The sequence below is a fragment of the Pseudofrankia sp. DC12 genome (genome assembly GCF_000966285.1).
Classification (GTDB): Bacteria; Actinomycetota; Actinomycetes; order Frankiales; family Frankiaceae; genus Pseudofrankia.
On sequence record NZ_KQ031391.1, the window covers coordinates 5246138 to 5269617 of the forward strand.

At 75.6% G+C, this 23480-nt stretch carries 17 protein-coding genes; 10 read left to right on the forward strand and 7 right to left on the reverse strand.

The annotated features are described in order from the left end of the window. Nucleotides 1-23: 23 nt before the first annotated feature. Nucleotides 24-1448 carry an amidohydrolase family protein gene (locus FRADC12_RS21095; protein ID WP_045877945.1) on the reverse strand — a complete coding sequence of 475 codons (1425 nt, stop codon included), beginning with the start codon at nt 1446-1448 and terminating at the stop codon, nt 24-26. 34 nt (nt 1449-1482) lie between these two features. Continuing rightward, a complete protein-coding gene (locus tag FRADC12_RS21100; protein ID WP_052711057.1) occupies nt 1483-2979 on the reverse strand; it encodes a CoA transferase in 1497 nt (498 codons plus the stop codon). A gap of 143 nt (nt 2980-3122) precedes the next feature. Here FRADC12_RS21100 and FRADC12_RS21105 point away from each other — a divergent pair, with 143 nt between their 5' ends. Further along, nucleotides 3123-4235, forward strand: coding sequence for an enoyl-CoA hydratase/isomerase family protein (locus FRADC12_RS21105; RefSeq protein ID WP_052711058.1), 1113 nt, complete (start codon nt 3123-3125; stop codon nt 4233-4235). Between the two features lie 184 nt (nt 4236-4419). Here the strand turns inward: FRADC12_RS21105 and FRADC12_RS21110 are convergent, their stop codons facing one another. The 3 genes from FRADC12_RS21110 to FRADC12_RS21120 form a co-directional block, all read right to left on the reverse strand. Then, nucleotides 4420-5058 carry a LysE family translocator gene (locus tag FRADC12_RS21110; RefSeq protein ID WP_045877946.1) on the reverse strand — a complete coding sequence of 213 codons (639 nt, stop codon included), beginning with the start codon at nt 5056-5058 and terminating at the stop codon, nt 4420-4422. A gap of 292 nt (nt 5059-5350) precedes the next feature. Further along, the gene (locus tag FRADC12_RS21115) at nt 5351-5908 is read right to left on the reverse strand and encodes a hypothetical protein (RefSeq protein WP_045877947.1); all 558 of its coding nucleotides are present in this window, start codon (nt 5906-5908) and stop codon (nt 5351-5353) included. 87 nt (nt 5909-5995) lie between these two features. Continuing rightward, nucleotides 5996-6751 carry an enoyl-CoA hydratase-related protein gene (locus tag FRADC12_RS21120; RefSeq protein WP_045877948.1) on the reverse strand — a complete coding sequence of 252 codons (756 nt, stop codon included), beginning with the start codon at nt 6749-6751 and terminating at the stop codon, nt 5996-5998. A 380-nt stretch (nt 6752-7131) separates the two neighbouring features. Here FRADC12_RS21120 and FRADC12_RS33335 point away from each other — a divergent pair, with 380 nt between their 5' ends. The 6 genes from FRADC12_RS33335 (at nt 7132) to FRADC12_RS21150 (ending at nt 16670) form a co-directional block, all read left to right on the forward strand. Further along, entirely contained in the window at nt 7132-7491 is a 360-nt protein-coding gene (locus tag FRADC12_RS33335) for a hypothetical protein (protein ID WP_232303937.1), read from the forward strand. A gap of 325 nt (nt 7492-7816) precedes the next feature. Further along, on the forward strand, nt 7817-9124 hold the full coding sequence (locus FRADC12_RS21130) for an apiosidase-like domain-containing protein (RefSeq protein WP_045877950.1): 1308 nt from the start codon (nt 7817-7819) through the stop codon (nt 9122-9124). Between the two features lie 173 nt (nt 9125-9297). Further along, entirely contained in the window at nt 9298-10593 is a 1296-nt protein-coding gene (locus FRADC12_RS21135; RefSeq protein WP_052711059.1) for an SAF domain-containing protein, read from the forward strand. A gap of 285 nt (nt 10594-10878) precedes the next feature. Next, nucleotides 10879-13488 carry a beta-glucosidase gene (locus FRADC12_RS21140; protein WP_045879965.1) on the forward strand — a complete coding sequence of 870 codons (2610 nt, stop codon included), beginning with the start codon at nt 10879-10881 and terminating at the stop codon, nt 13486-13488. Nucleotides 13489-13767: 279 nt separating this feature from the next. Further along, on the forward strand, nt 13768-14922 hold the full coding sequence (locus FRADC12_RS21145) for an ATP-binding protein (RefSeq protein ID WP_052711060.1): 1155 nt from the start codon (nt 13768-13770) through the stop codon (nt 14920-14922). A 128-nt stretch (nt 14923-15050) separates the two neighbouring features. Then, nucleotides 15051-16670: a flavin-containing monooxygenase gene (locus tag FRADC12_RS21150; RefSeq protein WP_045877951.1), complete on the forward strand. Its 1620-nt coding sequence runs from the start codon at nt 15051-15053 to the stop codon at nt 16668-16670. Here FRADC12_RS21150 and FRADC12_RS21155 read toward each other — a convergent pair. Beyond that, the gene (locus FRADC12_RS21155) at nt 16608-17483 is read right to left on the reverse strand and encodes an acyl-CoA thioesterase (RefSeq protein ID WP_502685275.1); all 876 of its coding nucleotides are present in this window, start codon (nt 17481-17483) and stop codon (nt 16608-16610) included. The genes FRADC12_RS21150 and FRADC12_RS21155 overlap by 63 nt on opposite strands. 234 nt (nt 17484-17717) lie before the next feature. Continuing rightward, on the reverse strand, nt 17718-17927 hold the full coding sequence (locus FRADC12_RS21160; RefSeq protein WP_045877952.1) for a hypothetical protein: 210 nt from the start codon (nt 17925-17927) through the stop codon (nt 17718-17720). A 593-nt stretch (nt 17928-18520) separates the two neighbouring features. Between FRADC12_RS21160 and FRADC12_RS32450 the strand changes: the two genes are divergently transcribed. The 3 genes from FRADC12_RS32450 to FRADC12_RS21170 all read left to right on the forward strand — a co-directional run bounded on the left by FRADC12_RS32450 (nt 18521) and on the right by FRADC12_RS21170 (nt 23436). After that, nucleotides 18521-18691, forward strand: a complete 171-nt coding sequence (locus tag FRADC12_RS32450) for a hypothetical protein (protein ID WP_013426324.1) — start codon at nt 18521-18523, stop codon at nt 18689-18691. Between the two features lie 612 nt (nt 18692-19303). Then, nucleotides 19304-21946 carry a GMC oxidoreductase gene (locus FRADC12_RS21165; protein WP_045877953.1) on the forward strand — a complete coding sequence of 881 codons (2643 nt, stop codon included), beginning with the start codon at nt 19304-19306 and terminating at the stop codon, nt 21944-21946. Next, nucleotides 21943-23436 (forward strand): hypothetical protein, encoded by a 1494-nt coding sequence (locus FRADC12_RS21170; RefSeq protein ID WP_045877954.1) that lies wholly within the window; start codon nt 21943-21945, stop codon nt 23434-23436. Before FRADC12_RS21165 ends, FRADC12_RS21170 begins: the two co-directional genes overlap by 4 nt. Nucleotides 23437-23480: the final 44 nt, after the last annotated feature.

Below are 23480 nucleotides of genomic sequence, written 5' to 3' on the forward strand. Positions count from 1 at the left end.
GGCCGGGCGCTCGGTCGCGAGCCTCACCGGCCGTGGTGCACGACCGCGCCGGCGACCATCGTCAGCACGGCGGGCCCGGGGTCGAGGCCCGCGAGGACGGCGTGGCGGGGCTCGGCCAGCAGGCACAGGTCGGCCGGGGCGCCCGCGACGATGCGGCGCGGTGCTCCACCGGGATCGGCGGGGTCACCGAGGTAGAGGTCGAGGGCCCGGGCCGCGGTGAGCCGTTCGGCCGGGCCGAGCACCCGGCCGGACGGGGCCTGGCGGTGGACCGCCGCGCGCATCGACGCCCACGGGTCGTCCCCGCCGAACGGGGCGTCGGTGCCTGCGGCGAGGGGAACGCCGGCGGCGATCGGGCCGGCGCACCGGTAGAGCCAGGGCACGTCGTCCGGGTCGACGTCGGCGAGGTAGGCGTCACCGCGTTCGGCCAGGAAGTGCGGCTGGGTGACGACGGTGAGCCCGGCCGCGGCGACCGCGTCGAGCAGGTCGGGCGACAGCACGGCGGCGTGCTCGATCCGGTCCCCGGGCAGTGCCCCACCGGCCGCGTCGAACCCGGCGAGGGCGAGCGCCAGCTGGAGCCGGGTCACACAGTGCACCGCGACCCGCCGGTCGTGCCCCCGCGCCGCCCGCACGGTCTGCGCCAGCTCGTCGAGGTCGACCGGCTGCCCATCATCCAGCACGATCTTCACAGGTCCCAGCAGCAGCCGGGCCGGGACGGCGCCGGCGAGATCGAGGCCGGGCGGCCCTGTCAGCAGCAGGCGCTGTGGGAGAGCGCCGGCCTCGACCGCCCCGCGCAGGGTCGTGACCTGTGCGGGGCCGGTGGTCGCCGTCGCGTCGGTGAGCCCGGTGACGCCGTAGCCGGCCAGCCGGGCGCCGACGGAGGCCAGCTCGGCCAGCTCCACGGCGCCACCGGCGCCGACGAGGCCCAACAGCCGGCCGAGCCGCTCGTCCGACCGGAACAGCCTCCCGTCCGCGGGCAGCGCACCGCCCCCGCTGTCCCGGTCACCGGCCGCGCGCAGCGCCGCGAGCGCGGGCGAGTTGACGATCCACATGGCCCCGGACCGGTGCTGCACGCGCACCGGGACGTCGCCGACCATCGCGTCGAGCGCCGCCCGGTCGAGGTCGCCCGCCACGGACTCGTGGTAGCCGACGGCCCGCACCCAGCCGCCCGGACGCGCCGCGGCCCGCAAGGTGGTGGCGAGCTCGGCCGCGGTCCGCACGGCCGGGGGGCCGGCCGGCACCGACGAGGCGAGTGCCGCGAGCGCCAGCAGGTGCACGTGGTGGTCGTGCAGGCCAGGCAGCAGCATCCCGCCGCGGGCGTCGACGACGTCCTCTCCCGGGCGCGGCCGAGGGACGTCACCCGCCCCGGCACCGACCGCGACGACCCCGCCGTTCTCGACCCGCACGGCCCGGCCGGCCACACCGTCGATCTCCGCGTTGACGATCAGCATGTTGGCCGCCTTGGCCCGCGGCCGGCGCCCGTCGTCACGGCTGCCCCGTGGCGACGGCGTTGGAAGGCCCCGCTCCCGTGAGTGGGCCGGGCATCAGCCGGGCATTGTCCTGGCCCGCGGCGGCCGCCCGTCCCCGCGGCGCGCGCAGGCGCGGCGGCGCGACCCGGACCGGCCCGCTCGCGGCCGGGTCGTGGTCGGGCAGCGTCGGCCGGTCGGCGAGCAGGGACCCGACCGCCTCGCGCAGCGCGACGTCCAGGTGGTGGCCACCGCCGGCGGCGACGCTGGCGAGCGCGCCCGCCGCGGCGAGCACGCCGGTCACCGGGTCGGCGATCGCGTCGCCGAGGAAGACCGGGCCGCCGGCCGCGTCGACGGCGACCCCGCCGGCCGCGACCGCCGCGTCGTCACCGAAGGCCGGCCGCTGCCGCCACGGCCCAGTCCGGCCGTAGCCGGTGATGCTGACCCAGGTCAGCGTGGGGTTACGGGCGATCATGGCGGCCGGGTGGATGCCGAGCGCCTCGAACGCCCGGGGCCGGGAGGCCTCCAGCACGACGTCCGCCTGCTCGATCAGGCGGACCAGCGCCGCCCGGCCGGCCGGCGTCCGCAGCTCCACGGTCACGCTGGCGTGTCCGGCGTGCAGCAGGTCGTAGAAGTCGCGCGGCCCCTCCCGGGCTCCGTCGAGCCGGCCCGCTCCCTCGACCTTGACGACCTGGCCACCGGCGAGCCCCAGCAGGTGCGCACACAACGGTCCGGCCCACAGCGACGAGAGGTCCACGACGGTGAAGCCGCCGTCACGCCGGACCGGCTGGCGCGCCGCGGTCCCTGCGGCGGCTTCAGGAGGCAGGCCGTCGACGAGGAACGGCGCGAACGGGAACCGTTGGCCGCGGGCCTTCGCCTGGTCGTCGGCTGCCGCCGCGGCCGGGTCGACGGCGAGCGAGACCGCGAGCCCGAGCAGCTCGGCCCGTTCCAGCAGCGGCGCCGCCTGGCGGGTGGCGACGAGGGCGGCCAGGTTCGTCCAGGGCCGGGCGGTTGTCGGCGGCGCGGTCCGCTCCGCCACCGGGCGGACGTCGTCGGCCCGGTCAGCGGCGGTTGGCTCCACCTCCGCCTCCAGCCAGGCAGGCAGCAGATCGACGTCGTCGGGACGGGCCAGGTTCACCGCCAGCCAGCCGTCGGCGGCCCGGACCAGCCGCGCCGCACGGCCGGCGGAGCGGATCCCGCCGCGGGTCAGCCCGAGGGCGGCGGCCCGCTCGCCCAGCAGCGGGCCGGCGCTCGACGGGACGGCGCCGGCCGGCGGGAACGGGCTGCCCAGGTCGGCGGCCAGCGTCCGCAGCACCGTCAGCGCCGCGTCCAGCCGGGCGACGAACGGCACGGTGAGCCCGAGCGGCGGGCCGTCGGGCTGCCCCGTCAGCGCCATCGCGCCGCTGGCCGCCCAGCCGGGCTCGGTACCGCCAGCCCGTCCGGCGGCGCCGATCCGGCCGGCCCGCAGATCGGCGGCCCAGTCGGTCAGCACCGCGTCCAGCCGGGCCCCCGCCATGATTCACCCCTGCTCATGAGCCGCTACCGAGCCACGCCCGGGCCGGCGTGACAGACCTGGCCGCCAGACGACTGGTGGCCCGCGGACGGCCAAGGGCGAGCCGGTCGTCGGCCCGCCGAACCGTGCAGGCCTACGGTAGAGCCGTGACCGCGACCTTGGGTGCCCACCCGCTGCCGGCGGCGGCCGCGCTCGACCTGGTCAGGTCGCTCCAGCCGGCGGACCTCGCCGACCTCTTCCCCGCGCCGATCCTGTGCGTCGACCTCGCTGACGCCGCCCCGGCGGACCTGACGGCGCTCGCCGCCCGCCGCCCGCCGCTGGTGCTCGTCGGGGTCGGCCCCGGCGGCGGCGCCGGTCCGGCCGGTGTGCTCGGTGGTCCGGGCGAACCGGGTCGTCCCGGCGCCGGCGTCGCGGCGGAGGCGCTGGACGTGCTGCTTCCCGAGGTGCTCCAGCCTGGCGATGACGTGCCCACGGCCGTGGCCGCGCTCGAGCGGGCCGTCACCGACCATCCAGCGGCCGCGGTCGCCCTGGTGGGCCTGCTGCGGATGGTGCCCCGGCTCGAACCGTTGGACGGGCTGGTGGCCGAGTCGCTGGCCTACTCGACGCTGCTGGCCGGCGGGGACTTCGCCGGCTGGCTGGCCGCCCGCGGTCCGCGCCGCCACCGGGACGCGGACCGGCCGCTGCTGCGCCGGCGCGACGGCGACCGGCTTGTCCTGACGTTCAACCGCCCCGAGGCGCGCAACGCCTTCGACACGTTCACCCGCGACGCGCTCGTCGCGGCGCTGCGCGCTGCCTCCGCCGACGCGACGCTGACCGAGGTCGTGCTGACGGCGACCGGGCCGTCTTTCGGCGCCGGCGGTGACCTCAGCCAGTTCGGCACCGCGGGCGACCTGGCCCGCGCGCACCTGGTCCGGACCGGCGTGAGCGCCGGCGCGGAGATCGTCCGCTGCCCGCGCCGGGTCGTCGCGTACCTCCACGGCGCCTGCGTCGGGGCCGGCATCGAGATCCCGGCGTTCGCCGACCGGGTCGTCGCGGCGCCGGACGTCGCCATCCAGCTGCCCGAGCTGGCGCTCGGTCTGGTTCCGGGCGCGGGCGGCACGGTGAGCGTGACCCGCCGGATCGGCCGGCGCCGCACCGCCTGGCTCGTGCTGACCCGTACCTTTCTCGACGCGCCGACGGCGTTGCGCTGGGGCCTCGTCGACGCCGTCGAGGACCATCGCCGGGCGAGTCCACGCGGCCCTGAGCCGGTACGGCCCTGAGCCGGTACGGCCTGATCTGGCGAGGTCCTGTGCCGGCGCTGGGCCTGGCCCAGAGCGGCCGTGCGTCACCGCGGATCTGATCTGGTAAAGCCTGATCCGACCTGGGTCCCCGAGCTGGTCCGGGCCTGTGCTGGTATGCGCCTTGGCCGACACCGACACGGCCGAGCGCCACCGCGGATCCGGGCTAGCGGTGCTGGGCCGCCGCTACCCGGATGCCGAGCCCGATCAGCACGGTGCCGGTCGCGCGTTCCATCCAGGCGCGGATCCGCCCGCGTGCGAAGAAGGCCCGCGCCTGGCCCACGAGCAGCGCTACGGCGAGGTACCAGCACGCGTCGATGACGACCTGGCCGAGCGCCAGCAGCAGGGTGGTGCGCACGACGTCCGTGCCCGCCGGCACGAACTGCGGGTAGAACGCGAACGCGAACGTCGCCGCCTTCGGGTTCGCCAGGTTGGTGACGGCTCCGGTGCCCACGGCCCGCCAGCCACCCGGCGTCGCTCCGGCCCGGCCATCCGCTCCGTCGTCCAGGCCGGGGAGGTCCCGCGCCGACCGCCAGGCCCGGATCCCGAGGACGACGAGGACCGCCGCGCCGACGACCTTGAGCAGCACGAAGGCGGTGACGCTCGCCGTGACCAGCGCGGCCGCCCCGAACGCCGCCGCGAGGGCCCAGCAGTACAGACCGATCTCGATGCCCGCGATGAGCGGCGCGGCGGCCCGTGGCCCGTGCAGGATGCTGCGCCGAACGACGAGTGCCGTCGCCGGCCCCGGGACCATGGCCAGCAGCGTCACAGCCACGGCGAATCCGGCGACAGATGATCCACTCATGGCCCGACAGTCTGGCCCGGCCGTAGCGGGCCAGCCAGTGAGTTTCTGCGCTGCCCGCGCTGCCCGCGCCGTTCTGCCTGCCGGCCAGCGCCGCGGCTTGCGGTCGGCCGCCGGGCTGGTGCCGCTCCGGCTGGGTTGGCCTCGCTCGGCCGGTTGCCTTGGCCGAGCTGCGGTTGTCTGCGCCGAGATTGATCGCCGTCTCGACCTTCCCGGGGTCGTGTCCACAGCCGCTTCGCAGCCATCGGAGGGCCAAAGCAACGATCAAGTCAGCTCGCCGGCCTTGGCGGCCGTGCTAGCTGCCGGTGGCGTCGGCGCTGGTTCGGGGATAGAGGGCGGCGCGGGCGACGTCGAGCCGGAGCTCGTCGAGCGAGTCGGCCTGCCTGCGGGCGCGGTGGACCAGGGCATCGAGGCGGCCCGGGTCGAGGCGGTAGTCCTGCTCGGCGAGCGCCCGCAGCGTCGTCCAGGCCGTCCACCTGCGCTCGACCGAGAGTCGCAGCGTCTCCAGCTCGAGCGCCGGGCGCAGCGGCGAACGGGCGATCCGCTGACCGGTGGGCGTGCACCGGGACGCGGCGTCGACGAGCAGGCCCACGGCCGCCTGGTAGTAGCTGGCCGCGATACCGAGCCGTTCCATCAGGGCGCGCACCGACGCCTGGTCCTGCGCGAGCTCGATGCCGATCCCGGTGAGAGCCACGCCCATGGCCGAGTCTCGGTGCGCCTCGGCCATCCGTCGTGCCAGCCGCAGCGCCGCCGCCGCGTCGACGAGCTGATGGTTGAGGTAGCCGGTCAGCAGCCGGTGCCCGTCCTCACCCGCCAGCCACCCCGGCGGCGCGGCCCGGCGCGGTTCCGTCATCCCCCAAGGCTCACCCTCCACGCCCGGCCGCAAACCCAGCCGTCCAGCCGTCCGCCACCAGGGGTGGTGCCCGGCCGGGCTACCCCCTCAAGCCAGGTGAGCCGTCTGTGGCTCGGCTTTGCGGCGCATGGACCACATCTGGGGGGAGCGTTCGACTTCGACGCCGACGTCCCAGGTGACGCCTGGATTGCCGGTCTCGCGGCGGAACGAGGCGACGGCCCGCCGGGAGAGGTCCGGGTCGGCGGCGGCGCGGGCGGCCAGCTCGAAGGCGGTCGCGTCGACGTCGGCGTCCTCGACGGCGGTCCACGCCAGGCCGAGCTCGACCGCGCGCGTCCCGGACAGCTGCGCGTCGAACAGGCCCATGGCGGCCGCGGTCTCCCGGCCGGCCGCGCGGTCGAGCAACGCGAAGTGGCCGCCGCCGGGGTGCAGCCCGATCCGCAGGAACCCGGAGATCAGCCGGGCGTCGTGGGCGACGACCCGCAGGTCGGGGGCGAGCGCCAGGTTCATCCCGGCGCCGACGGCCGCGCCGCGGATCGCCGCGATGGTCGGCGTCTTCACCTGGCCGACCCGCAGGAAGGCCTGGTAGATCGCCTCGATGGCCGTGAAGTGGACGTCCGCGGCGGGATCCGTTCCGGCCGCGCCGAGCACCGCGCGGTCCGCGCCGGCGCAGAACGACGTGCCGCCGCCGATGACGACCGCGCCGACCCCTCGGTCCGCGTCCGCCTCGTCGAGGGCCGCGACCAGCTCCGCCGCCATCGCCAGCGTGAGGGCGTTGCGCCGGGCGGGCGCGTCCAGCGTCACGACGGCCACACCGTCGCTGACCTCGTAACGGATCTCGCTCATGGTCCGTCCCTGTGCGGTGAGGCGGGTGGGGAACGCGGGAACGGGCGCCGGGTTGGCCGTCGGCCCGTTCCGTCGAAGGCAAGCTACTAGTGCGGAACGCGCGCTGCCTGCGGCTGTGCCCTAGCCCGCGTCAGTCCGTGGCCCGGCGGCGGTAGAGGCTGACGGCGAGCGGGGCGAAGACCGCGAGGATCGCCACCGACCAGAGGACCGCCGCCTCGCTGCGTGAGAACGCCGAGCGGACGGGCTTCTCGAAGGCGGCCCTCTACTACCACTTCGCCAGCAAGGACGACATCCTGCTGGCGCTGCACCTGCGGCTGCACGAGCTGGGGCGGGCCACCATCGAGCAGATCGGCTGGGACCGGGTCGCCCCGAGCGACTGGGTGGGCATGCTGGACGACTTCATCGACCAGCTGTTCGAGAACCGGAAGCTGTTCCTCCTGCACATGCGCAACCACGGCTCGCTCGAGCGGATCGCGCACAGCCACGACGACGAGAACCTGGACATCGAGGAGCGGTTCCGCGCACTGCTGAGCGACGCACGGGTGCCGCGGGTGCCGCGGCTGCGGCTGTCGTTCGCCTTCGGCGCGGTGGCCCCGGGGATGGCGATGTCCAGCGAGATGTTCGAGGACGTCCCGATCGACGAGCTGCGGACGGAGCTGCGCGCGGCGGTCCAAGACGTGCTGGGCCCCATGGCCGTGCCCGGTGTCCCGGGCTCGGCTGGGACGCCGGCCACCTCTTGAAGGGCAGCCTCGCCGGGGGCGCCGGCCCGGAACGGCCGCAGCCGGTCACGGCCTGGCCGCCTGCGGGAGCCGGCCTCTGCCGGCCGTGCGCCGGATGGCCGCGCCGGACCGCGTCGACAGGTGCCCTGGCCGGCTTTAGCACGCGGTTTCGCTGTCTGTCAACAGACACGTGCTGCCGGGGTCTCAGGCTGCCCGGGTACAGTTCGGGCTGCCCACGATCGTTGCCTTATGTCCCGGCCGTGGTGATCCGTCTGGCCTCGCTCGTCGACCACGGTCCGCGCCTCGTGCGACGCGAGTGACTGGTTTCTGGAGTGCCTTGAGGTCCATGCCGTCGTCAGGAGTGCCGGACGCGTCCCGCTGGGGCCTCCCATGCTTCCTGGCTGACACATGGTGGTTCGCGCTCACCGGACGGCTCTCCGACGACCGGTTCGCCGAGCTGGCCCGGCTCCGCGCCGGCCAGGGCTTCACCGCCGTGCAGCTCGTCGTGGGCATACCGCCCGAGGTCGGCCCCGGCAACCGCAACGCCTGGAGCGCGGCCGGCCCGGCCTGGTTCCTGGACGGCCGGCCCAACCCCGGCTATCTCGACCGGGCCAGGGAGAAGATCCAGACTCTCAACGCCGCCGGGCTCACGGCCGTCGTCTACGGCTGCTGGGGCCACCAGCTCGCGTGGCTCGGGGTGTCCGGCGCGCGGCGCTGGTGGGACAGCCTCGTCGAACGGCTTGACGACCTGGACGTCGTCTACTGCGTGAGCGGCGAGACCAATCTGTGGATCGGCGCCGAGTCCATGCTTCTCCCGGACCGGACGACCGACGACCTGATTCCCGCCGCCGTCAGGAGCCAGCTGTCCAGCCGGGTGCTGACCAGCCGCGGGTCCCCGGCGGCTCGCGCCGTGCTGCGCCGGCTTCGGCGCTCCTACGTCCGTAACCGGCACGCCAGCGCCCTTGGGGCCCGCCGCACGGGCTGGGACACCGTCCTGGCCGGCCTCGCCGCGGCGACCGGCCGGCCGCTGCTCGCGCATGTCGTCTCGGGTGAGACCAGCGCCGACGCCCTCGACCGTGACGACCTGCTTGCCGCCGTGACCGTGCAGACCGGGCACGACCAGGCCAGCCGGCGGCTGCTGTGGGAGTGGCCCGCGCGGGTCGCCGAGCGGTTCCCGGGCCGGCCATTCGTCAACCTGGAGCCCTGGTACGAGGGAATCCTCGACGACTTCGGCACCGACGACCAGCTTTTCGCGTACTGGGTGTCGATGCTGTCCGGCGCTGCGGCCTACTGCTACGGCGCCCACGGGATGTGGAACGTCGGCGACGGCGCGTTCCTCGCCCACTGGGGCAAGCAGAGCCTCGATGACGCCGCCGCGCTGACCACCCCGGCGCTGCTCGGCGCGAGCCACCGGGTGCTGCGCGCGGCGGGCTGGCCGGACGCCGCCGGCACGACCACCGTCGACGCCCCTGGGGGCGCGCTGCGGTCCATCAACCGGTCCAGGCACGGCGGGGTGGGCGCGGTGACGTTCTTCCCCGACGGCTCGCGCGCCGTCCGGGCGCCGGGCGCCGCCGGTGCCCGCTACTTCGCCCCTGACCTGGGTGAGTTCGTCGCGCACGGGGCACGGGAGGGCCCACTCGTGGTGCTGACCTGACCTGGCCCGGAGCTGGTGCGACGGCGGGAGCTGCGGGCGTGACGAGCCCACGGCCAACTGTGGGGAACGGTAAGTGAGGGAGGTCACTGATGCCCGGTAGGTGGTGGCGTGTCCTCTTCAGCCCGAATGGCGGCGGCATGCGCGCCGGCACTCTGACGACTAGTGAGCGCTGAATGACTACAAGAACCGTGCGGTCCGCCTCCCACGTCGTGTGGCCGACCGCCGCCGCCGCGGCGGCGCCGATGCTGCTGCCGACCGACGTGAGGGTCGGGATCGTCGGCACCGGCTACACCGCGCGCGGCCTCGCGCACGTGCTGAGCCGGACCCCGCGGCTGACCGTGTCCAGCGTCCTGACCCGGCGCCCGCTCGACGAGGTCGACGGGCCGTGGGCCGGGCTGCTGACCCACTCGACCGACCGGCTCGTCGCGCAGTCGGACCTCGTCATCATCACCACCGGAGACCCGGTCCACGGGACCGAGGTCGCCGTCGAGGCCCTGGCGGCCAGGCTGCCGGTCATCACGATGGACGCCGAGCTGCAGGTGACCGCCGGCTCCTACCTGGCGAGTCTCGGCGTGGTCGTCGAGGCCCAGGGCGACCAGCCGGGCAGCCTCGCCCTGCTCGCGCACGAGGTCAGGCAGATGGGCCTGACCCCGCTGGTCTACGGCAACATCAAGGGGTTCCTGAACCACGACCCGAAACCGGCCGAGATGGCCTACTGGGCCGAGCGCCAGGGGATCTCGCTGACCCAGGTCACGTCGTTCACGGACGGCACGAAGCTGCAGATCGAGCAGGCTCTGGTCGCCAACGGCCTGGGGGCGACGATCGCCCGCCGCGGCCTGCTCGGGCCGCGCACGGACTCCGTCCCGACCGGTGCCCTGCCGCTCGCCGAGGCGGCGACCACCCTCGGCACTGCGATCGCCGACTACGTGCTCCCAGAGCGGGGTAGCCCTGGCGTGTTCGTCGTCGCGACGTTCGAGGAGGAGCTCGGCGAGTTCCTCCGGTACTACAAGGTCCGGCTCGGCGACTCGCCGTATGTGCTGCTGGAGCGGCCGTTCCACCTCTGCAACCTGGAGGTCCCGCTCACGGTCGACCGGCTGCTGCGCGGCGACCCGGTCGCTTTCAACAACGGCCAGCGCCCGCGGGTGGGTGTCGCGGCCGTCGCCAAGCGCCCGCTCGCGGCGGGTGAGCGGATCGAGACCGCGATCGGCGGGTTCGCGGTGCGCGGCGAGGCGGTGCTGATCGCCGACGAGCCCGACCACGTGCCGATCGGCCTGCTGGCCGGCGCGACCGTCGAGCGCCCGGTCGCCCCCGGCGAGACGCTGCGGTTCGCCGACGTGTCCGTGCCGGAGAGCCTGGCCCTGCGGGCCTGGCGCTGGACGCTCGAGGCGGCTCGCTCGACGCTGGGGGTCGCCGGCCAGGGCCGGCCCGCGTCCCTGCCCCTGCAGGCTCAGCCCGGCGCCCGCCCGTAGCTCGCCGCGGCGGTCGCCCGCTCGCCCCGGCCGGGTCACGTACCCGGCGCCCGGAACGAGCGCGCACCGAATCCGCGGGTGGGTGGCCGCGGGTGGGTACGCACGACGTCCTAAGGGTCGGTTCGGTACAACTCTCCAGCTACTGGAACTTACTACTATTTCATTGTGGAAGTTGGGCCCGCTCCCGGCGACGCCGACCACACGCGGTGGCCAGCCCCGCCGGGGCCAGCCGGCCACCCCGCTGGATGAGAGACGGCCGGGGCCTGCCGGGTGGACGATGAGCGCGTGACGGACACAGCCGAGAAGCTCGTCGTCGAGGCGCTCGCCGGGCTGGACCTGGCGGCCCGGGTCCGGCTGCTGACCGGGGCCACGTTCTGGCGGACCCACCCGGCACCCGAGGTCGGGCTGGCGGCGATGGTGCTGTCCGACGGGCCGGCCGGTGTGCGCGGCGAGCGGGCCGACGAGCGGGAACCGTCAGCGAGCCTGCCCTGCCCGTCCGCGCTCGCGGCCAGCTGGGACGAGGCCCTGCTGCGCCGGGTCGGGCGTCTCGTCGCCGCGCAGGCCCGGGCGAAGGGCGTGCACGTCGTGCTCGGGCCGACCGTCAACCTGCACCGCAGCCCGCTCGGCGGCCGTCATTTCGAGTGCCTCTCGGAGGACCCCCTACTCACCGCGCGGGCCGGCGGGGCGCTGGTCCGCGGCATCCAGGAGGGCGGGGTCGCCGCGACGGTGAAGCACTACGTCGCGAACGAGTCCGAGACCGACCGGTTCACCGTCGACGCCCGCGTGGACGAGCGCGCGCTGCGTGAGGTCTACCTCGCGCCCTTCGAGTCGCTCGTCACCGAGGCCGGCGCCTGGGCGGTGATGGCCGCCTACAACAGCGTCGCCGGCGTGACGATGACCGAGAACCCGCTGCTGCGCGACCCGCTGAAGGACCTCTGGGGCTTCGACGGCGTCGTCGTCTCGGACTGGTTCGCGAGTCGGTCGGCGGTCCCGGCCGCGCTGTCAGGCCTCGACCTCGTGATGCCCGGCCCGTTCGGCCCGTGGGGGCCGGCGCTGGTAGCCGCCGTCGAGTCCGGCGAGGTCCCGGCGGAGCTCGTCGAGGACAAGGTTCGCCGGCTGCTGCGCCTCGCCGCCCGGGTCGGCGCCCTGCCCGGACCCGCTCCGGACGACTCGGCGGTCGGGCGTACCGCCGGTTCCGGACCGTCGGCGGACGCGCGGCCGGTGGACCCGCGGCCGGTGGATGAGGGCGCCGACCCGGCCGGGCCGCGGGCGCGGGCCCTGCTGCGGGAGGCCGCCGCGGCCGGCATGGTGCTGCTGCGCAACGAGGGCGCGCTGCTTCCGTGGAATGATTTCGGGCCGCCCGGCCCGGGGCGGCCCCAGGCCGCCGGCCGGCGGCGGATCGCCGTCATCGGGCCGAACGCCACGCTGCCGCGCGGCCAGGGCGGTGGCAGCGCCACCGTCTTCCCGCCGCACCTGGTCGGTCCGGCGGCCGGGCTGCGCGCCGCGCTTGGCGACGACGTCGAGGTGGTGACCGCGACCGGCGTGCGCGCCGAGCCCTGGCCGGCGCCGCTGACGACGGACAACGCCCGGGACCCGGTCTCCGGGCAGCCCGGGCTGCGGCTGCGCTTCCTCGGCACGCGTGGCCAGGAGCTGCGCGCCGAGCGCCGCCTGGCCGGCCGGCTGCTGTTCATGGACGACCCGGTACTGACGGACTGCGCGCGGATCGAGGCGACCGCACTCATCCGGGCGCAGGCCACCGGACGTCACTCGTTCGGCCTGGCCGGCACCGGCGGATTCACGCTGACCGTCACGGTCGACGGCGTCGAGACCGTTCTGTTCGACGGTGTCATGGAGCCACCGGACGGGGACATCGTCGCCGGCTTCCTGCGGCCCGCGGTCTGGTGGGACGGCCTGGACGTGACAGCCGGCCAGGATGTGCTGGTCACGCTGCGCCACGAGCTGCTCGCCGGGATGCCGGTCGCCTCGTTCGGGCTGCTCGCCGAGGAGCCGTCGGCGCCGCCCGAGGTGGAGCTGGAGTCGGCCGTCGCGCTGGCGGCGTCGGCCGACGCGGTGGTGGTCGTCGTCGGGACCAGCGAGCGGGCCGAGAGCGAGGGCGTCGACCGCGCCGGGCTGGCGCTGCCGGACGGGCAGGACGAACTGGTCCGCCGGGTCGCCGCGGTGAACCCGCGCACGGTGGCGGTCGTGAACGCGGGCGCGCCGGTGGCGCTGCCCTGGCGCGACGAGGTGGCGGCCGTGCTGCTGTCCTGGTTCCCGGGCCAGGAGTTCGGCGCGGCGCTCGCCGATGTGCTGCTCGGCCGGGCTGAGCCGGGCGGCCGGCTGCCGACCACCTGGCCAGACCGCGCCGAGGACTGCCCGGTCCTGTCGGTCACACCCGTCGAGGGGGCGCTCGACTACGCCGAGGGCGTCCACGTCGGTTACCGCGGGTGGGCCCGGCGTACCGGCCCGGCACCCGCCTACCCGTTCGGGCATGGGCTGGGGTACACCACCTGGTCGTACGAGTCGCTCGACGCTCCGGCCGTCGTCCAGTCGGGTGAGTCCACCCAGGCGATCGTCACCGTTCGCAACACCGGCGCCCGTCCGGGCCGGACCGTCGTCCAGGCCTATCTGAGCCGGCCCAGCACGGAGGTGGAACGCCCGGCGCTCTGGCTGGCCGGGTTCGCCACCGTCGACGCCGAACCCGGCCAGGACGTGACGGTCCCCGTCCGGCTCACCGGCCGGGTCCTCGAGCACTGGCGGCCCGCCGTGGCCGGTGCCGAGGCCGGCTGGGTGAGCGAGCCTGGCGCGTTCGAGCTGCGCGTCGGCCCGTCCAGCGCCAGCCTTCCGCTCGGTACGACGGTCCTGGTGACCGCCGACGGAGCGAAGCGGGTGCTCTGAGCGGCCCCTGCCGCGCCGCTCCCGCGCGCGGCCAGGCAGCGTGCGCACCCCGCGCCGGGGGACGAGCCCCGGTAGCGGGACGGTGTGCCGGGGGATCGTCCATGACTGCCCCGACCTCCGCGGCCGTCCGGGGATCGGCCTGACTGTCATGGGGGCCCCTCTGGGGTTCGCCGCCGCTCTGGCCGGGTACGCCCGCAGCGCACGGCAAAGTCCTGAAGGACCTCAAGAGCGGCGGAGAACTGTTTTGCGCGCTTTCTCCAGCCGTCCGCCGAGCAGGGGATGCGAGTGGCCGACCTGAACACGAGCGCGCACAGCGTGGTCCCCGAAGGAGAGACAGCCGCCGGGGGCGACCGGCCCGACGGCGAGGTCCTCGTCCAGTTACGGGTCGATGCCTCCCCTGACGCGGTGCCGCGGGCCAGGCGGGCGCTGGGCGTCGGTCTCGCGAGCAGGTCGGCGCAGGTGCAAGACCTGATCGGGGACGTCAAGCTGCTGGCCGGCGAGCTCCTGACGAACGCGGTGCTGCACGGAAGGCCGCCGGTCGACCTGCGGGTCGTCACCCAGCCCGGCTGCCTGCGCCTGGAAGTGGCCGACACCAGCCCGGTGCCACCGCTGCGGGCCCGCGGCGGCGCCGACACGATGACCGGCCGCGGGATCGCGCTGGTCGCCGCCCTCGCCGCCCGCTGGGGCACCCTGACCAACGGTCACGGCAAGGTCGTCTGGGCGGAGCTGGACCTCTCCGAACCGCAGATGTCATCGGCAGCCGGGCCACCGCCAGGGGTGTCAGAGCCGGCGGCGCCACAGCCGGCGCCACAGCCAGTGCGGCCGGCCACCGGACCAGGGCTACCAGGACCGCCCGCGGCGGTCGAGCAGCGGCCGCCCAGCTGGCTCGAACCGGCGGCCGAGCCGCGCTATCGCGTCTGCCTCGGCGATGTCCCGACGGAGCTGCTGCTCGCGGCGAAGAGCCACGTCGACAACATCGTGCGTGAGTTCGCCCTGGCCGCGTCGGGCGCGACCAGTGGCGAGAGCTCGGCCGTGCCACCCGGGCTGGCCGAGCTGATCAGAGAGGTGACCACCGGGTTCGCCGAGGCCAGGCGGGTGATCCGTGAGCAGGCGATCGAGGCCGCCGCCGCCGGGCAGGAGGCCAGCCGCCTCGAGCTGTTCCTGCCCGCGAGCGCCGCGGAGGCCGGCGAGCGGTACCTGGCCGCGCTCGACCAGGCGGACGAGTACGCCCGGCAGGACCGGCTGCTGACTCTGGAGGCGCCGGCGCGGCACTGGGCCTTCCGGCGTTGGTACGTCTCGTCGCTGGTGGACCAGCTGCGCGCCGCGGCCAGCGGCGAGCCGCCGCCGGACCCGCTCAGCTTCGAGGACTTCCTGCGCCAGCGCGACAGCTCCCAGCCGCGCCCGCGGCCCGCCATCGACGCCGAGCCCACCTGACCTCCTCGTCGCGACGGCCGCGTCGCGATTGGCGTTCGCCGCGGGCTACCCGACGGGCCCCTTGGTCCCCTACCGTCGCCTTCGGGTTGACTTGCCCTGACAGCGCAGGTCAGGGGACGGGGGCGGCAATGGCAGAGCGACCGGTCGAGCATCTGGACGTACTGATCATCGGGGCTGGCCTGTCCGGCATCGGGATCGCCGTCCACCTCAAGGCCCACCACCCGCGCCGGGCCGTCGCCCTGCTGGAGGCCCGCGGCGCGCTGGGCGGAACCTGGGACCTGTTCCGCTACCCGGGCGTCCGCTCGGACTCGGACATGAGCAGCCTCGGCTACGGGTTCCGGCCGTGGACCGAACCGCGCCTGATCGCCGAGGGCTCGGCCATCCTGCGCTACCTGGCCGACACCGCCCGCGAGCACGGCATCGACGAGCGGATCCGTTACGGGCACCGGGTCGCCGCGGCCAGCTGGTCGAGCGCGCAGGCCCGCTGGACCGTCGACGTGGAGCTCGCTCCCGACGCGGCAGGTCCGGCGGGCGTCGTCGCGGAGGCCGCCGCGTCGTCGGTGCCGTCCGGCGAGCGGCCGCGCCGGATCCAGCTCACCTGCGACGTGCTCGTCGCGGCGACGGGCTACTACCACTACGACCGCGGGTACGAGCCGGACTTCCCCGGCCGTGCCGCGTTCACCGGGCGCGTGGTGCACCCGCAGCACTGGCCCGACGACCTGGACCACAGCGGCGCCCGGGTCGTGGTGATCGGCAGCGGCGCGACCGCGATGACGCTGGTGCCCGCGCTCGCCGAGCGAGCCGCCCAGGTCACGATGCTGCAACGGTCGCCGACCTACGTGGTCTCGGTGCCGGCGGTCGACCCGGCGACGACCCGGTTGCGTCGCGTCCTGCCTGACCGCTGGGCCGGCTGGCTGGTCCGTTGGCGCAACATCGTGCGCCAGCAGCTGCTGTTCCGGCTGAGCCGCCGGCGCCCCGAGCTGGTCCGCCGGGCGCTGCTGGCTCGAGTCACCCGGGCGCTGCCGCCGGGCTACGACGTGGCCAGGCACTTCACGCCCCGCTACGACCCGTGGGACCAGCGGCTGTGCCTCGTGCCGGACGGCGACCTGTTCGCCGCCATCCGGGGCGGACGCGTCGACGTGGTCACCGACGAGATCGACACCTTCGTCGAGCGGGGCATCCGGCTGCGCTCCGGCCGGGAGCTGGCCGCCGATCTCGTCGTCACCGCGACCGGGCTGCGGCTGAAGATGTTCGACGGCATCCCGCTCACCGTCGACGGCGTCCTCGTCCGTGTCCCGGACCGGCGGATGTACAAGGGCCTGATGCTGGAGGGCGTCCCGAACTTCGTCTTCGCCTTCGGCTACACGAACGCGTCCTGGACCCTGAAGGTTGACCTCGTCGGCGAGCACCTCGCCCGCCTGCTGCGCCACCTGGACCGCCACGGGCTGGGCGCCTTCGTCCCGGAGCCGGCCGACCCGCCCGGCGAGCCGGCCGAGCCGGGGGAGGGGACCTTCTTCGACTTCAGCTCTGGCTACGTGCTGCGGTCGGCGGGGGAACTGCCCAGGCAGGGCACCCGCGGGCCGTGGCGGACCCGGATGAGCTACCTGACCGACGTGCGGGCGCTGCGGTTCGGCCGGGTCGGCGGCCCGGAGCTGCGCCTCGAACCGTTGCCGGCCCAGCGCCGGTCAGCCGGCGTCGCGGAAGAGGCACTCCTGGGCGATCGTGGCGACGAGCCGGCCGTCGCCTGAGTGGATGGTGCCGTTGTAGAGGCCACGGCCGCCGGCGGCCGACAGCGGCGTGACGTTCATCAGGACCCAGTCGTCCAACCGGGCCGGGCGGTGGAACCAGACGGCGTGGTCGAGGCTCGCGCCTGAGCGGGAGCGCCCGTCGTGCCAGGCGGCGAGCCCGCCGGACACGTCGGACAGGTACGTCAGCACGCTCGCGTGCAGCAGCGGGTCCTCGGTGAGCGGCACGGTCGCGCGGGCCCAGAACCGGGTCTCCCAGTCGGCGTCCGGGTACGGCTGAGCCGGGCGCCGGCATTCCACGTCGAACAGCCGGGGGAGCTGCATCCGCGGCAGCGTCGCCGGCGCCCCCGCCGCGGGCAGCGGGCCGGCCTGCCGGTCGAGGCCGGTCTGTGGCCGGTGAAACGAGCAGGACATGTTGAAGATCACCTGTCCGCTCTGGATCGCGACCACCCGGCGCGCGGAGAACGACCGGCCGTCCCGGTCCCGCTCCACCCGGAAGATCGCCGGCCGGGAGGCGTTGCCGCGGCTGAGGTAGTAGCCGTGCATCGAGTGCGGCAGCCGGTCGGGCGGGACCGTCCGGCCGGCCGCCAGCAGCGCCTGCGCCGCGACCTGGCCGCCGAACAGGGAGTACGGCTCGTCGAAGACGGCGGTGGTGCGGTAGAGGTCCTGGTCGAGCTCCTCCAGGTCCAGCAGGTCCAGCAGGGTGACGCCCGCCTGGCCCGGCGGCACGGTCCCGTCGTCGAACGACCTGCCCGTGCCGGCTGCCGTTGCCAGGCTGGCCGCCTCGGTCCCGTTCGGCCCGTCCGCCATGCTCATCGCTCGCCCACCGCTCTCGCCGCCAGCCCCAGGTTCACCGTCGCCGGGCCGTGCGCCCGCCGGCGGAGGCGCGCCGCATTCGCGCGCGGGACAGGACCGGACGTGCCAGGCGACGTTCGTCGAACGTTCTCCGTGACCGTATCGGTCGACCAAGGCCGGACCCGGTCTCGCGTGACCGCCGCTACCCCGTCGGGCGCGGGGTGAGTTCCGGGCCGGGCATCGCCGAAGCGCTGGTCAGACGGCGTCGGAGGCCGGGCGGGCGGCCCGGTGCCAGTGGCCCGCGTGGTCCGGGGAGTCGCGTGGCGCGGGCAGCCGGCCGACGGGGTGCCATCGGCGTGCGGCCCGGTTGTCGGCCGGGTCCTCGTCGCCGCGCAGGCGCAGCAGGTCCTCGTCGTTGGCTGCCGCGATGGCCGCGGCTGCCCGCCGCAGCTGATGGCGCAACACCCGACCTCCCGTCGCGTCGGGGCCGCGACACCGCGGCTCGCCCGGTCCAGCGGTTCGAACTTCTACCTGAGAGTAAAGGATTGATGACGCTGAGGCACGGCTCACCGTGTTGTCCTCGGATGGCCCTCGGCCACGACCGGGGCGCGGCCTGCCTGAATGGGTCGACGGCACTCGCGGTCACGCTCGGTGGCGCAGTGCTGCCGGGTGGGCCGGCACCGGGCGGCCCCGACGCACCCGGCCGGGCGGCCGCCCCGGGGCCGCGCTGCGGTGCCCGCCGCGACCGCGCGGCGCGCGCCGCGGGCCCGGCGATGACCTGCGCGAAGACCTCGGGCGGGCGGACTGGCGGCGGCCAATCCAAAGGAATGTGCGGAGTACTGAGTGAATAGGAATGGCTGTGACCGGCGCCACTGAAATGGCGGGCATTCCCTCATGATTGTGGCCCGGGACACGTGCGGCCGATGGCGTTCTGCGCACGCTTCTGGTATGCGTTCCAGCTCACGCCGTGGAAGCTCGAAAAACTTGAAAAGGAGGTTCAGAATAAAGGTGCGGCAACCGGAAAGCGGTCGCCGTCACACCTGTCCCAGGAGCCAGACATGCGTAACGAGACTTCCCCCATCGAGCGCCTGCTCACCACCGCCAGCGCCCGCCGCGCCGCCCGTCGCGAGCGCCGGGCCCTCGAGACCTACCTGTCCCAGGACGCGCTCTCCCCGAACGCCCGGCAGGAGATCGAGGTCATCCTCTTCCGCCAGGGCGCTGCCTGGTAGGAACGCCCTCGCGGCCGCGGGCGGTCCGCCCGCGGCCGGGCAGTGGTCCGTGTCACCTTTCCTGGCCCGCGCGTGGGCCGCATTACCCCGGGTACCCCGATCGCCGTTTTCGGACGGAGGGTCATTGGGCCTGAATGCGGCGGGCGAGAGGGCGGGTAGCAGCCATACAGACCGGCCTGCGGATGTCGGTCGGCTGGCCTGAGTAAAACCGCCGGCAGACGCCGGTGGCCGCGCACCTTTCAGAGCCGGTCGGGATTCCCCGGCCGGCTCCGGGTGTTTTACGCCACGGCCCGTGCGCTGCGCCACTGCATTCAGGTCCGCTACGCGACACCAGCCGGCTCGCCCACCCTGGCCGCCCGGTGTCGATCGCCGTCAGCCGGCCCGCGGTGCTCCTCGCGCAGTCTCGGGACGCCACTGCGCTGGGAGCCGGATCAACCCGCCGGCCGGCGGGGTTGTGGCGTGCTGATGCGCTGGGGCACAGCGGGCCAGCAGAAGCCCGGAGACCGGACCCTCGGCGCGGGGCCCCGACCCTTCGACAGAAGGCAGTCGATCGACTACCGTGCGCTACGAATCGGTGCTGACCGACTGCCGCAGCGAAGGGGCCGAGGCCGCATGGTCCGCAAGTCCGCGCCCGAACAGGTCGAGACCGTCGTCGTTGGGTCGGGCTTCGGTGGATCGGTCACCGCGTTCCGGCTCGCCGAGGCCGGGCGAGACGTGCTGGTGCTTGAACGTGGCCGGGCGTACCCGCCGGGCTCCTTTCCCCGTACCCCCGGCGACCTGGCGGGGGCCTTCTGGGACCCGGACGCCGGCCGGCACGGGCTGTTCGACGTCTGGTCCCTCGGCGGGACCGACGCCGTGGTGTCCGCCGGCCTCGGCGGCGGCTCGCTGATCTTCGCGAACGCGCTGGAGCGGGCCGATGAGAGCTGGTTCACCCGGGTGGGCCCGCCGGCCGGCGGAGCGTCTCGCGGCGGCGGTGGCGCCGGCTCGCGGGCGAGCGGCGCGGGCCGTGGCTCCGGGCGCCGCCGGACGGCCGGCGCCCAGCCCTGGCTGATCGGCCGCGCAGATCTGGAGCCGCACTACGACGCCGTCGAGAAGATGCTCGGCGCCACGCCGTTCCCGGCCGGCCGGGCGGGCTTCGAGACCGCCGGGCGCGCCGGTGCCGTCCGCGCCGCGGCGCAGCGCGCCGGGATGGACTGGCGGGCGCCCGCGCTCGCCGTCAGCTTCGGCGCGCGGGGGGTCACGGCCCCAGGGCTCGCGCTGCCGGAAGCCGTGTACGGCAACGTGCACGGCCGGGCGCGCACCACCTGCCAGCTCGCCGGCGACTGCGTGCTCGGCTGCAACCACGGCGCCAAGAACAGCCTCGACCACACCTACCTCTCGGCGGCCGCCTACCACGGCGCCGAGATCAGAACCCGCTGTGAGGTGCGCGGGATCGCGCCCGACGGCGAGGGCGGCTGGGTCGTCAGCTACGTGGAGCACCACCGTGCGGTCGACGGCAGGCCGCTCGACACGGTCGCGCTGCCGATGCGGGCCGTGCGCTGCTCCCGGGTGGTGCTGGCGGCCGGGGCGCTCGGCTCGACCTATCTGCTCCTGCGCGCCCGACCGAGCCTGCCGGCCGTCAGCCCGCTGCTCGGTCAGGAGTTCACCGGCGACGGTGACGTTCTCGGGCTGGTCGTCGGCGCCCGGCGGGACGGCGAGCCAGCCTGGCCGGCCGGCGGTGCGCCGACCATCACCGGCACGGTCCAGCTCCCGAGGACGCCCCAGGGCGGCGACCCCGGCTTCGTCCTGCATGACGCGGGCGTCCCGGCCTTCCTTTCCTGGCTGCTCGCCGCTCGTGAGCTGGCGGTGGCCGGCTCCGGTGGCCTCGGCGTGCCCGGTCTGCCGGCCGGCCTGGGACTGCCCGGCGTCGGGCGCTCGCTGCGGCTGGCGCGGGACGCGCGGGAGTGGGTGGCCGCGCGGCTGTTCGGCGGCGCGGGTGGCGACCTGCGGGGACGGCTCGCCCGGCTGGCCGACGCGGGCGCCGGCCCCGAGCCGCTGCTCGCGCTGCTCGCCGTCGGCAGGGCTGGGACGGACGGGGTGCTGCGCCTCGACGGTGACCGGCTCGCTGTCGAGCGCGCCGGGGCCCGGCACGAGGAGTACACCGATCGGGTCCACGCGATGATGGCCGAGCTTGCCGCCGAGCTCGCCGGCCGCTTCGAGCCGGGCGCGGGGGCGGCGAACCGGGGGACGACCGCGCACCCGCTCGGCGGCGCGCCGATGGGAGACAACGCCCAGGACGGCGTCGTCGACGAGTTCGGCCAGGCGTTCGGGCACCCCGGCCTCTACGTCGTCGACGGCGCGGTGTTCCCCGGCCCCGTCGGGGCGGCACCGGCACTCACGATCGCGGCGTTCGCCGACCGGGCCGCCCAGCGGATGGTCGCCGACGGCCGCCGCCGTGCGCGGACGGTGCCCCGGCCGCGGACCTCGCCGGGCACCCGTGCCCTGGTAGCGCCGTCCGGGGCCGCCGGCGCGAGGACGGCCCGGTCGCTGACGTCCGCCGGCGCCGCGGGCGCGCCCACCTCCGCCGGTGGCACGGCGTCCAGCGCGGCGAACACGAGCCGCCTGTCGTCCGCCACTGGAGCCGGCAGCGGGACGAAGGGAACCACGGCGATGAAGTCCACGACGGCCCCCACCGGGAGCCGGGCGGCGGGCACGAGGACCGCCACGACCCAGGCGCGTAAGACCACCGGGACCGGTACGCCGAAGGCGGCGGCCGACCGGAGCGCGCCCAGGGCCGCAGCCGAGGCACCGGCGTCGAAGGCCTCCGGCCGAGCAGACGCGGCGCGGGCCGCTGGCCCTGCGAGCACGGCGAAGGCCGCTGGCCCTGCGAGCACGGCGAAGGCCGCTGGCCCTGCGACCACGACGAAGGCAGCGGGCAGCGCGATCACGCCGAAGGTGGCTGGCCGTGCCAGCGCGGCGAAGGCCGGCGAGCGGGTGAGCGCGCCGGAGGCCGCGCGCCGCGTGAGTACGGCGAAGCCCGGCGGCGCGCGCGCCAAGGCGTCGGCGGGTGGCGGCCGGGCCGTGACCGGCCGCCCTGCGGCCGTCCGCGCGGCCGGCAGCGGTCCGGTTGACCAGAGCAGGCCGAGGTCCGGTCGCGCCGCAGGGGTTGACGTGCCTCTGCAGGCCGCTGGACCGGCCCGCTCGGCGGTGCAGGGTGCCGGGCCGAGCACGCCAGGTGGCGGCGCCGGTGCGCGCCGGACGGCGGTGACCCGATGACGGCCACCCCGCGGATCGCCGTGACGCTGATTCACGGCGTGGAGACGGCCGACGCCGGCTACGCCGACCGGGCCGTCGAACTGCTGCGCCGGGCGTTCGCGAAGCATTCCGGCGCCGACCCGGACGAGGCGCTCGTCGTGCGGCCGACGTTCTGGGCGCCGGTGCTCCAGCCGGCCGAGGACGAGCTGTTCCAGCGCTGCTTCGGCCCGGGCCAGGCGCGCTACGTGCGCTGGCTGAAGCGCCAGACGAAACGGGTCGACCACGGGTCGCGGCTGGCGATGCTCGCGCTGTCGTCGTCCGCGCTGTTGCCGCGAGTCCCGTTCGCCGGCCCGCTGCCGTGGCCGACGCTGCGCTGGGTCACCACCGAGTTCGCCGGGGACGCGATCGCCTACCAGATCGCCGGCGAGCGGGACCACACCGTCTACGACGCGATCCACGCCCGTGTCGCGGTGGCACTGCGGGAGCTCGCCGTGGCGGCCGGACGGGAGGCGCCGCTGTGCGTGCTCGGGCACAGCCTCGGCTCGGTGATCGCGAGCAACTACTTCTACGACCTCCAGGTCGAGCACGGTCACTACCCGCGCGGCGGGCCGCTCGCCGACGGCGGAATCCCGACCGGTCCTGGCCGGGTGCCGCCGCAGCTGCGCGGCGCCCCCGGCGAACAGCCGACCGCGCGCCGGCTGGTACCGGCGGCGACGCGGCTGGCGATCGGCCCGGCGCCGTCCGCGCTGGAACGAGGCGAGACCCTCACCGACCTGATCACCCTCGGCAGCCCGCTGGGGCTCTACTCGCTGCGTTCGCGCGGCTTCCACCGACCGCTGCTCGTACCGGCGCCGACCGCGGCGGGCGGCCTCGCGGGGCCCGGGCGCGCGGCCACCGGCGACGCCGAGGCCCAGCTGACGAGCCCGCGACGGCGTGATGCGGCCGGCGGGACGCGGGCCGGTGGCTGGATCAACGTCTACTCGCCTTACGACCTGGTGAGCCAGCCGCTGCGGCCGTTGTCGGAGGAGTACCGGCTCGCGGTCCGCGAGGATCTCCGGATGACGGTCGGCCCCTGGTGGGCGGCCCGCGGTCCGCTGTCGCACGTCTGGTACTGGAACGACCCGAGGGTCGCGGATCTGGCCGGCCGCGCGCTGGCCCGCACCTGGCGCGCACACGCCGGCATCCCCGACGGCGCGCCAGCCCAACGCACCCCCCGGCGTCCTGCCGCGCGCCCGGCTGGTATCGGCGGGACGGCTGCCGATCGCGCGAGGAGCCGCGCGGTGACCCCGGCCGCGACCGGGATCGGCCCCGCGAAGCCTGGGACGACCAAGCCCGGGATCTCGAAGGCGCCGGTGTCGAAGGCCGCGGCGACGAAGCCCGGGACCTCGAAGGCGGTGACCTCGCAGGCGACGGCCGCCAAGCCGGCGGCGATGAAGTCCGGCCCGGTGAAGGCGACGGCCGCCAGGGCGGCGGACGCCGGGAAGGTGGCAGTGCCAGACCGGCGGTGGTGAAGGCCGGTCCTGCCAAGGCGGCGGGCACCAGGGCTGGGACGGCG